The 9,382-nt window shown below is 66.7% G+C and carries 9 protein-coding genes; 4 read left to right on the top strand and 5 right to left on the bottom strand.

Going from position 1 to position 9,382, the window contains the following annotated elements; translation table 11 throughout:
• Positions 1 to 46 precede the first annotated feature (46 nt).
• Positions 47 to 1,867 carry an acyl-CoA dehydrogenase C-terminal domain-containing protein gene (locus HMPREF2716_RS15650; protein ID WP_070621952.1) on the bottom strand — a complete coding sequence of 607 codons (1,821 nt, stop codon included), beginning with the start codon at positions 1,865 to 1,867 and terminating at the stop codon, positions 47 to 49.
• Between the two features lie 130 nt (positions 1,868 to 1,997).
• Here HMPREF2716_RS15650 and HMPREF2716_RS15645 point away from each other — a divergent pair, with 130 nt between their 5' ends.
• From HMPREF2716_RS15645 to HMPREF2716_RS15635, 3 genes are all read left to right on the top strand, one after another.
• Entirely contained in the window at positions 1,998 to 2,447 is a 450-nt protein-coding gene (locus tag HMPREF2716_RS15645; protein ID WP_003123092.1) for a MarR family winged helix-turn-helix transcriptional regulator, read from the top strand.
• Between the two features lie 73 nt (positions 2,448 to 2,520).
• Complete coding sequence (locus tag HMPREF2716_RS15640; protein WP_014603139.1) at positions 2,521 to 3,720, top strand: MFS transporter; 1,200 nt, start codon at positions 2,521 to 2,523, stop codon at positions 3,718 to 3,720.
• Positions 3,721 to 3,884: 164 nt separating this feature from the next.
• On the top strand, positions 3,885 to 4,439 hold the full coding sequence (locus tag HMPREF2716_RS15635; RefSeq protein ID WP_003082631.1) for a glutathione peroxidase: 555 nt from the start codon (positions 3,885 to 3,887) through the stop codon (positions 4,437 to 4,439).
• 58 nt (positions 4,440 to 4,497) lie between these two features.
• On the opposite strand, the gene HMPREF2716_RS15630 is transcribed toward HMPREF2716_RS15635, so the two are convergent.
• The 3 genes from HMPREF2716_RS15630 to HMPREF2716_RS15620 form a co-directional block, all read right to left on the bottom strand.
• Entirely contained in the window at positions 4,498 to 5,772 is a 1,275-nt protein-coding gene (locus HMPREF2716_RS15630) for an outer membrane protein transport protein (RefSeq protein WP_003082638.1), read from the bottom strand.
• Between the two features lie 205 nt (positions 5,773 to 5,977).
• Positions 5,978 to 6,457: a hypothetical protein gene (locus tag HMPREF2716_RS15625; protein WP_003082640.1), complete on the bottom strand. Its 480-nt coding sequence runs from the start codon at positions 6,455 to 6,457 to the stop codon at positions 5,978 to 5,980.
• 221 nt (positions 6,458 to 6,678) lie between these two features.
• Positions 6,679 to 7,272 (bottom strand): TetR family transcriptional regulator, encoded by a 594-nt coding sequence (locus tag HMPREF2716_RS15620; RefSeq protein ID WP_003082643.1) that lies wholly within the window; start codon positions 7,270 to 7,272, stop codon positions 6,679 to 6,681.
• Between the two features lie 111 nt (positions 7,273 to 7,383).
• On the opposite strand from HMPREF2716_RS15620, the gene HMPREF2716_RS15615 reads away from it, so the two are divergent.
• Complete coding sequence (locus HMPREF2716_RS15615; protein ID WP_043494727.1) at positions 7,384 to 8,223, top strand: alpha/beta hydrolase family protein; 840 nt, start codon at positions 7,384 to 7,386, stop codon at positions 8,221 to 8,223.
• Positions 8,224 to 8,244: 21 nt separating this feature from the next.
• On the opposite strand, the gene HMPREF2716_RS15610 is transcribed toward HMPREF2716_RS15615, so the two are convergent.
• Positions 8,245 to 9,099 (bottom strand): sulfurtransferase, encoded by an 855-nt coding sequence (locus HMPREF2716_RS15610; RefSeq protein WP_003109274.1) that lies wholly within the window; start codon positions 9,097 to 9,099, stop codon positions 8,245 to 8,247.
• Positions 9,100 to 9,382 lie beyond the last annotated feature (283 nt).

Raw genomic sequence — 9,382 nt, 5'->3', positions numbered from 1 at the left:
CGCCAGCGGAGACTGAGGCTCCGCTGGCGCGCTGCGGGTGGTCGCCTCAGTCGAAGGCGAAGTGCTCGCTCTTCAGGTCCATGATCGAACCCGTCGGCTTCGCCATTGCCGCCGCGTGGCCCTTGGCGCGCGGAAGCAGGCGGGCGAAGTAGAACTCGCTGGTGGCGATCTTGGCCTTGTAGAAGTCCGCCGACTCGCTGCCGCCCTGGCGCAGTCGCCGGCGCGCAGCGGCTTCCTGGAGGGCCCAGGAATAGGCCAGCGTGGCGTAGCCGGAGAACATCAGATAGTCGTGGCTGGCGGTGCTCACCAGATCGCGTTGCTTGCGCGCGGTGAGGGCAATGCGCAGGGTCAGCAGGTTCCATTGGGCGCAGAGCTTGAGCAGCACCAGGGCGCGGCCGCGCATGCGCGGCTCGTTCTTCAGCAGGTCGACGGCGAACCGGGCCACGCCCCTGGTGAAGTCGCGCACGGCCTTGCCCTGGGTCATCAGCAGGACCTTGCGGCCTAGCAGGTCGAGGGCCTGGATGCCGGTGGTGCCTTCGTAGAGGGTGGCGATCCGCGCGTCGCGGACGATCTGCTCCATGCCGTGTTCGCGGATATAGCCGTGGCCGCCGAACACCTGCATGCCGAGGTTGGCGCTTTCCAGGCCGAGTTCGGTCAGGCAGCCCTTGAGGATCGGCGTGAGGAAGCCGAGCTTGTCGTCCCAGCGTTCGTATTCGGCGTCGTCGTTGCTGAGGATGCCCTGGATCATCCGGTCGGCGTACTGGGTGGCCAGGTAGACCAGCGCCCGGCCGCCTTCGGCGATGGCTTTCTGGGTCAGCAGCATGCGCCGCACGTCACCGTGGTGCATCAGGCTGTCGGCGACCTGGTCGGGTTCCTTGGTCCCGGAGAGCGCGCGCATGGAGCGGCGTTCGCGGGCGTAGGCGAGGGCGCCCTGGTAGGCCAGCTCGGCGGTGGCCACGCCCTGGATGGCGGTGCCGATGCGGGCGCTGTTCATGAAGGTGAACATGCATTCCAGGCCCTTGTTCGGCGGTCCGATGAGGAAGCCGGTGGCGCCGTCGAAGTTCATCACGCAGGGGGCCGAGGCCTTGATCCCCATCTTCTTCTCCAGCGCGCCGCAACTCACGCCGTTGCGCGGGCCGAGCGCGCCGCCTTCGCCGGGAAGGAACTTGGGCACGATGAACAGGGAAATGCCGCGGGTGCCCTTCGGTGCGTCCGGCAGGCGGGCGAGGACGATGTGGACGATGTTCTCGGTCAGGTCGTGTTCGCCGGAAGAGATGAATATCTTCGTCCCGCTGATGGCGTAGCTACCGTCGGGGTTGGCCTCGGCGCGGGTCTTCACCTGGCCGAGATCGGTGCCGCACTGCGGCTCGGTGAGGCACATGGTGCCGCCCCAGCGGCCCTCGGTGAGCGGAACCAGGTAGGTCTGCTTCTGTTCCTCGGTGCCGTGCTGCATCAGGGTGTTCATCGCGCCGAGGGAGAGGCCGGGATACATGGAGAACGGCCAGTTGGCGGTGCCCATCATCTCCTGCTTGAGCGCGCCGAGGCTCATCGGCAGGCCCTGGCCACCGTACTCCACCGGGTGCGAGAGGCCCTGCCAGCCGCCGGCGACATAGGCCTCGTAGGCTTCCTTGTAGCCCTTCGGCGTCCGTACTTCGCCGTTCTCCAGGTGGCAGCCTTCCTCGTCGCCGCTGTGGTAGAGCGGGGCGATCACTTCCTCGCAGAGCTTCGCGCATTCGCCGAGGATCGCATCGACCATGTCCGGCGTGGCTTCGGCTCCGTTGACCAGGTTGCGGTAATGCTCGGGGAAATCGAAGACTTCGTTGAGCAGGAAGCGCGTGTCGCGCAGCGGGGCTTTGTAAACGGGCATGGCTACCTCGGCGATGGATGGAGGGCGCCGGGTGCTCCCGGTCGCCGCTGACAGCGCGAGTTATAGGCCAGCGCCCGGCGTCCGGCCTTGGCAGGGGCAACAGACGGCGTTGGCAGTTCGGACAATCCGCTTGACCGTCGAGAAGTACGGGTATATACACGCATCCATGCTACCGACCCAATGCCTCTGTACCAAACTGCGTCGCGCCGCCCGCAGCGTTTCCCGCTTCTACGACGAGGCGCTGGCCGATACCGGCCTCAAGGTGGCGCAGTTTTCCCTGCTGCGGCACCTGCGGCGCCTGGACCGGCCGAGCATTTCCGAACTCGCCGAAGCCATGGGACTCGACCGCAGCACCCTCGGTCGCAACCTGCGGGTGCTGGAAGGCGACGGCCTGCTGCGCCTGACCGGTGGCGAGGACCAGCGCAACCGCCTGGTCGAGCTGACGCCTGCCGGGCTGGATGCCCTGGAGCGCGGAACGCCGGCCTGGGAAGATGCGCAGCGGCGTCTCGCCGGGCGCCTTGGCGAGGAGCGCAGCGGCGCCTTGGCGGCGTTGCTGGCGGAACTGGAGCGACTGGACTGACAACCGACGAAGCCTCTCGCCGAGGCGCTTCGTTCACGATAAAGCGGGTATATACCCGTAGATGGAGCGACCCATGCCGCGTGCCGCCTTCTGGATCCTGCTGTCCGGAGCCCTGATCCTCGCCCTGTCCCTCGGCGTGCGACATGGCTTCGGCCTGTTCCTCGCGCCGATGAGCGCCGACTTCGGCTGGGGCCGCGAAGTCTTCGCCTTCGCCATCGCCTTGCAGAACCTGGTCTGGGGCCTGGCCCAGCCGTTCACCGGGGCGCTCGCCGACCGCTACGGCGCGGCGCGGGCGGTGCTGGTGGGGGGCCTGCTGTACGCCCTCGGTCTGGTCCTGATGGGACTCTCGCAGTCGGCCACCGGGCTGTCGCTGAGCGCCGGCCTGCTGATCGGCCTGGGCCTTTCCGGCACCTCGTTCTCGGTGATCCTCGGCGCCGTCGGCCGCGCAGTGCCGGCGGAGCAGCGCAGCATGGCGATGGGTATCTCCAGCGCGGCCGGCTCCTTCGGCCAGTTCGCCATGCTGCCCGGTACCCTCGGCCTGATCGGCTGGCTGGGCTGGTCCTCGGCCCTGCTCGCCCTGGGCCTGCTGGTGGCGCTGATCGTGCCGCTGGCCGGGCTGATGAAGGATCGCCCGTTGCCGCTGCAGGGCCACGAACAGAGCCTCGGCGAAGCGCTGCGCGAGGCCTGCGCGCATTCCGGGTTCTGGCTGCTGGCGCTGGGCTTCTTCGTCTGCGGCTTCCAGGTGGTGTTCATCGGCGTACACCTGCCGGCCTACCTGGTCGACCAGCACCTGCCGGCGCAGGTCGGCACCACGGTGCTGGCGCTGGTCGGGCTGTTCAACGTGTTCGGCACCTACATCGCCGGCTGGCTCGGCGGGCGCTGGTCGAAGCCGCGCCTGCTGACCGCGCTGTACCTGGTGCGCGGGGTAGTGATCGTGCTGTTCCTCTGGCTGCCGCTGAGCGTCTACAGCGCCTACGCCTTCGGCGTGGCCATGGGGCTGCTGTGGCTGTCCACGGTGCCCCTGACCAACGGCACCGTGGCGACCCTGTTCGGCGTGCGCAACCTGTCGATGCTCGGCGGCATCGTGTTCCTCTTCCACCAGTTGGGCGCCTTCCTCGGCGGCTGGCTGGGCGGGGTGGTCTACGACCGCACCGGCAGCTACGACCTGGTCTGGCAGTTGTCGATCCTGCTAAGCCTGCTCGCGGCGCTGCTCAACTGGCCGGTGCGCGAGCGTCCGGTGGCGCGCCTGCAGGTGGCCGGAGGCGCGGCGTGAAACTGGCCTGGCTGCTCGCCGCCGGGGCGCTGCTGGGACTCGCCTGGTGGGGCTGGCAGCGTGGCGGACTGGCGCTGCTGGAACTGGGCATGGGCGCATGCTGATAGGTGGCGATAGGCGCGGGGAAGGGTAAGCTGGGACATTCGTCGCCAAGGAGCCATTCCATGAAACCTCGCGTGCTGTTGTCCGTCCTGGCGCTCGCCGGGCTGCCGCTGAGCGGCTGGGCCGCCGATTGCCCGGAACTGTTGCAGGGCCAGTTGACCAAGCTGCGTTCCAAGGAAAGCATCGATCTTTGCCAGCGTTACGCCGGCAAGCCGCTGGTGGTGGTCAACACTGCCAGCCACTGTGGCTTCACCCCGCAGTTCAAGGGGCTCGAGGCGCTCTACCAGCGTTACAAGGGGCAGGGCCTGGAAGTGCTCGGGGTACCTTCCGACGACTTCAAGCAGGAAGCCGCGGATACCGCCGAGACCGCGAAGATCTGCTATGGCAACTACGGCGTGACCTTCGCCATGACCCAGCCGCAGCACGTGCGCGGCGACGAGGCGATCCCGCTGTTCCGCCAGTTGGCCGAGCAGAGCGGCCAGGCGCCGCGCTGGAATTTCTACAAGTACGTGGTGGATCGCCAGGGCAGGGTGGTCGCGCAGTTCTCCAGCAAGACCACCCCGGACGATCCGCAGCTCCAGGCCGCCATCGAGAAGGCCATCGCCAGCCAGCCCTGAGGGGCGGCCAGGCATGAAAAAGCCGGGCATTGCCCGGCTTCTTCGTTGGCGCGTGCGATCAGAAACGATAGGTGACCTGGGCGGTCAGGCCATGCGCGCTGTTGTCGTACTTGGCGCTGTAGGCCGGCTGCAGGGCGCTGCCTTCCTGGTTGACGCCGGCGGTGGTTTCCCACAGGTAGGCGTAGGCCACGTCGACGGTCAGGTCCTGGTTCGGCGACCAGCCGGCACCGACGGTGAAGACCTTGCGGTCGCCCACCGGGATGCGTACGTTGCGGTCCTCGTTGGAGGTCGGCGACGGCTCGTAGGCAAAGCCGGTGCGCAGCACCCACTCCGGGGTGGCCTGGTAGGAGGTACCTACCGAGAAGGACCAGGTGTCGCGCCAGTTCAGGTCTTCGCCGATGGTGTTGAAGCCCAGGGCCTGGCCGAGCGCCGGTACGCCGCTGTTGCGCACCTCGATCTTCTCCAGGCGGCTCCAGCGGGTCCAGACGGCGCCCAGGTAGCCCGTCCACTTGTCGTCGAACTTGTGGGTGATGGAGGTATCCACCGATTCCGGCAGGGTGATGTCCAGCTTGGCATCGTACTTGCCGTTCAGGCCCAGGGCACCCGGAGCGTTCTTCACTTCGGTGTTGCCGCCCAGGTGGTACTTGACCTTGGAGTGGTAGGTCAGGCCCCAGGTGGTGTCGTCGGTCAGGTCGACCATCACGCCGACGTTGTAGCCGATGGCGGTGTCGTCGCCCTTGATGTTGATCTTGGTATCGCCGTTGCTGCCGAGCAGGCCATTGGTGGCCAGGGTGTTCTTCAACTGGCCGTCGATGCGGTTGAAGGTCGGACCGAAGCCGACGGAAACCTTGTCGTTGATCTTCCAGGCGATGGTCGGCTGCACGGTGATCACCTGCACCTTGCTATAGGAGCCGTGGGAGCTGCCCATGAAGCCGTTTTCGTAATCGTTGATGATGCCGTAGGGCACGTAGATGCCCAGGCCGAAAGTGAAATCTTCGTTGATCGGCGTGGAGAAGTAGCCGAACGGTACGGCGGCCAGCGGTACCGAGTCGCCCTTGTTGCTGCCCTGGGCGGTGCTGTGGGCCTGGCTGATGTCGTCCTTGGCCTTGACGATGGCCAGACCGCCGCTGACTTCGGTGCGTTTCAGCTTGGACAGGCCGGCCGGGTTGCCGTAGATGGTGCTGGCATCGAGCGCGGACGAGGCGCGGCCGGCGTAGGCGGTGCCGGCGCCGCTGGCGCTCTGTTCGTTGATGGCGATGCCGTTGGCGAGGGTGTAGGTGGAGACAGCGCTAATGGTCAGTGCGAGAGAGGTTTTAAACCATATTGTTTTCATTGTTGGAGCAACTCCTGTGTATAACGGCGCGCAAACTACCAAGATTCCCAGACCGGCGCCAGTGTTCCGAAGTTCCGCAGGGTGCGGAACAGAGCGGTTGGCTCCGGTGCCAGTGAAGCGAAGGTAGCGCAACCGTTCGTGTCTGTATGTAAAAAATTTTCTGACCGGTTGGTCTGTTTCGGACGCGAGATTTTTCCATTCGCCGTCAGGCGACCTGGCTGAGGCTGCCGATGCAGCGTTGCCAGGCGTCGATGAACTCGTGCAGGCGACCGTGCGGCTGGAATACCTGGCGCCACACGCGAGCCTGGGCGAGGTGGTCGTGCTGGTCGGGCAGTGGCAGTCGCGCGGCTTCCACCAGCGACCAGGCGATGGCCGTGCTGTAGCGCAGGTTCACCGTCAGTTCCAGGTGCGGCGCGGCGAGGAAGGCATGCTGGCTGGCCAGGCCGCGGACCCGGCTGGCGCGCTCCGGGTCCAGCGCCAGGTACTGGTCCCAGAGCTGCTGGTGGCGTTCGCTGGCGATCCGGTACAGGCCGTGGCCACGGCGGTCGTCGAGGGCGCTCCCCAGCGCCGACTGGCAGGCCGCCGCGCCCAGCAGCAGCGCTTCGGCGGCGGGGCTGTGGCAGGACAGGTAGTCCAGGGTCGGGCGTATCACGTGCTGGCAAAGATCGTTGGCGGAAATACCCATGACGGCCTCGCGCAAGGTGGATCGGCGGGGCCGGGCAGTTTGGCAGCTTCTATTCCGATGGCCCCGCCGATAGCGGACTTAGCCGCTTGATTTGAAGTGTAGTGAAACAAATCGGCTGTAAAGGACTGTTTTTAAATTGTTTCCAGCTTTAGAGAACGACTGATATGCCTGCTGGAAATTAAACCGGCGCGTCCTTGCTTCGCTTGTGCTGGGCGGCATTCTCAGCCCCTGCGCAGGCTGTAGAGGAAGTCGCGGATGATGGCTTTCACTTCATTGGCCGCTTGCCGCTTGTTGCGTGCATCGCGAAGACTCATCGCGGCCTGGGTAAGGAAGCCGTAGAGCTGGCCGACCAGGGTTTCCCGGCGGTAGTCCTTGAGTTCGCCACTGGCCGCCAGTTCGTCCACCAGGCGCCCGACGTAGCGCAGCGTGTGGCGCGAGTCGATGCGTTTCCATCGCTCCCAGCCGACGACCGTGATCACCTCCTGCAGCGACAGTTGCCGCTTGCCGCGCGCCATCACGCTGTCGATGAAGGCCTCGGCCAGTGCGGCGGCCTCCGCCCACTTGTCGACATGCGCCGGCACCCTGTCCAGGTCCTCGGCGATCGTCCGTACCTGGCGTTCGTAGCATTCGGCGAGCAGTTCCTGCTTGCTGCCGAAGTGGTGGTAGAACGCGCCCTTGGTCACGCGCGCCTCGCGGGCGATGGCGTCGATGGAGACGCCGCCATAGCCATGTTCGATGAAGGCGGAGAGGGCGCTTTCCAGCAGCGCCTCGCGGGTCGCCTCGGCATTTTCCTGCTGCCTGCTCTTGACATTCATACTGTTGCCTTCTTACATACCGTCGGTATGTTCATGCTAGCACGCCTGGCGATCCGTCGAGCATTGCGTCCGTCCCGGCTGCTCGAACCCGCACGGCAAAGGAGGGAGCGAATGAGTACCGCAGTGGAGATCGCCTGCCGTGACGGTGTGCGCCTGGCCGGCGACCACTTCCCGGCCGTCGGCGATGCGCAGGGGAGCATCGTGGTGGCCTGCGCGCTCGGCGTCAGGCGCGCCTTCTACCAGCGCTTCGCCGTCCTGGCCGCGGCTTCCGGCTATGAGGTGCTGTTGTTCAGCTACCGCGGCAGCGAAGGCGACGACCCTGCCGTGGCTAGCTATCGCCTGGCCGACTGGGGACGCGAGGACATCGATGCGGCGCTGGCCTGGTGCCGAGCGCGCGCGCCGGAGCTACCGCGCTATTTCGTCGGCCACAGCATCGGCGCGCAGTTGCTCGGTCTGGCTGGTCAGGCCAGCGGATTGAGCGGCGCCGCGTTCGTCGCCGGTTCGTTTCCGTACTGGAGGCGCTGGCGAGGCAGGCAACGCTGGCAGATGTTCGGCCTGTTCTGCGTGGCGGTGCCGCTACTGACCGGACTGCTCCGACGCTTTCCCAGTCGTTTCTTCGGCCTCGGCAGCCTGGATATGCCGAGTCATTTCATGCGCGACTGGGCGCGCTGGGTGCGGCAGCCGGACTACCTCCTGGCACCGCGCTTCGGATTGCAGCGGCAGGGTTACGAGGCGCTGGACATCCCCGTCGCCAGCTTCCTGTTCGAGGACGACGACTACGTGCCGTGGACTGCGGCGGAAAAGCTTCACCAGGTCTATGCCGCGGCGCACCTGGAGTTGCGTCGCAAGGGACGGGCCGAGGGGGCAGTCGGGCATTTCGGGCTGTTCCGCAACGAGGCGTTGCAGAAGGAGTTGCTCGACTACTTCAGGAAGCTGCCCGACGCGGCGTAAGCCGCGTCCGAGCGTATGGCGTCAGTCGCCGGTGGCGACCGGGCGGCGCGGGTCGGTGATCCACTCGCTCCACGAGCCGGCGTAGAGGCGCGGAAGCGGGAAGCCGGCGAGGCTCAGGGCGAACAGGTTGTGGCAGGCGGTGACGCCGGAGCCGCAGTAGGCAACCAGCTCGTCCACCGGGCGACCGCGCAACAGGGCGGAGAACCGCTGGTGCAATTGTTCCGGCGGAAGGAAGCGGCCGTCGCTGCCAAGGTTGTCGGTGAAGGCGGCGCACTGGGCACCGGGAATGTGCCCGGCGACCGGATCTATGGGCTCGACTTCGCCACGGAAGCGCGGCTGCGCGCGAGCATCGAGCAGCGCCAGTCCGGGTTGGCCCAGTTGGGCCTGGAGGGTGGCGGCGTCGATCAGCAGCGAGGCATCGGGCTGGCCCTGGAAATCGCCGGGTCGAAGACTGCTTTCGCCATTGGTCAGTGCCAGCCCCGCAGCCTTCCAGGCCGCCAGGCCGCCATCGAGGAGGTAGACCCCATCGCGCTTGCCCAGCCAATGCAACAGCCACCAGGCGCGGGCGGCGAATGCGCCGGGGCCGTCGTCGTAGAGCACCACCTGGCTATCCTGGCGCAGGCCCCAGGCTTGTAGCTTGAGCGCTAGCTCGGCGGGATCCGGCAGCGGATGGCGACCGGTCACGCCCTTGCGCACGGGAGCGGAAAGATCCCGTTCGAGGTCGGCGAAATGCGCGCCGGGAATGTGGTTCTCCTGATAGACGCGGGCACCGTAGGACGGGTCTTCGAGGGCGAAACGGCAGTCGAGGACCAGCAGGTCGGGTTCGCTGAGGCGGGCGGCCAGTTGTTGCGCGGTCAGCAGTTGGGCGGACGACATCGCGGACTCCTTGGGTCGGGAAGCAAAGCCGGTGGCGAATGGGTGGATCATGCCCCTTGGACCGCGTCGCGTCATCCCGGCGTCGCGCGGCGAGGCGGAGAAATGGCGAAAGGAAAGGGCTGGCTCCAGGCGAGGAAGATTCCTACTCGGTCATCAGCCTCGCCCGGCAGCGGGGGATTTGTCCAGACATGCAGAATCGGCTCGTTCCGAGATACCCGCTCCTGTGTTCTATCCCTCGGGACGCTTGTCCGATTGGCTTGGCCCGACGCTTGCGCCGGGCTTT

It is taken from the genome of Pseudomonas sp. HMSC076A11 (genome assembly GCF_001810205.1).
GTDB classification, from domain to species: domain Bacteria; phylum Pseudomonadota; class Gammaproteobacteria; order Pseudomonadales; family Pseudomonadaceae; genus Pseudomonas; species Pseudomonas aeruginosa.
This window is presented reverse-complemented; position numbering and strand designations above follow the sequence as displayed.

What these genes read in the sequence shown, in the direction of transcription:
- HMPREF2716_RS15650 (WP_070621952.1), bottom strand. Translation starts at nt 1,867, where the DNA reads ATGCCCGTTTACAAAGCCCCGCTGCGCGACACGCGCTTCCTGCTCAAC.
- HMPREF2716_RS15640 (WP_014603139.1), top strand. Translation starts at nt 2,521, where the DNA reads ATGCCGCGTGCCGCCTTCTGGATCCTGCTGTCCGGAGCCCTGATCCTC.
- HMPREF2716_RS15635 (WP_003082631.1), top strand. Translation starts at nt 3,885, where the DNA reads ATGAAACCTCGCGTGCTGTTGTCCGTCCTGGCGCTCGCCGGGCTGCCG.
- HMPREF2716_RS15630 (WP_003082638.1), bottom strand. Translation starts at nt 5,772, where the DNA reads ATGAAAACAATATGGTTTAAAACCTCTCTCGCACTGACCATTAGCGCT.
- HMPREF2716_RS15625 (WP_003082640.1), bottom strand. Translation starts at nt 6,457, where the DNA reads ATGGGTATTTCCGCCAACGATCTTTGCCAGCACGTGATACGCCCGACC.
- HMPREF2716_RS15620 (WP_003082643.1), bottom strand. Translation starts at nt 7,272, where the DNA reads ATGAATGTCAAGAGCAGGCAGCAGGAAAATGCCGAGGCGACCCGCGAG.
- HMPREF2716_RS15615 (WP_043494727.1), top strand. Translation starts at nt 7,384, where the DNA reads ATGAGTACCGCAGTGGAGATCGCCTGCCGTGACGGTGTGCGCCTGGCC.
- HMPREF2716_RS15610 (WP_003109274.1), bottom strand. Translation starts at nt 9,099, where the DNA reads ATGTCGTCCGCCCAACTGCTGACCGCGCAACAACTGGCCGCCCGCCTC.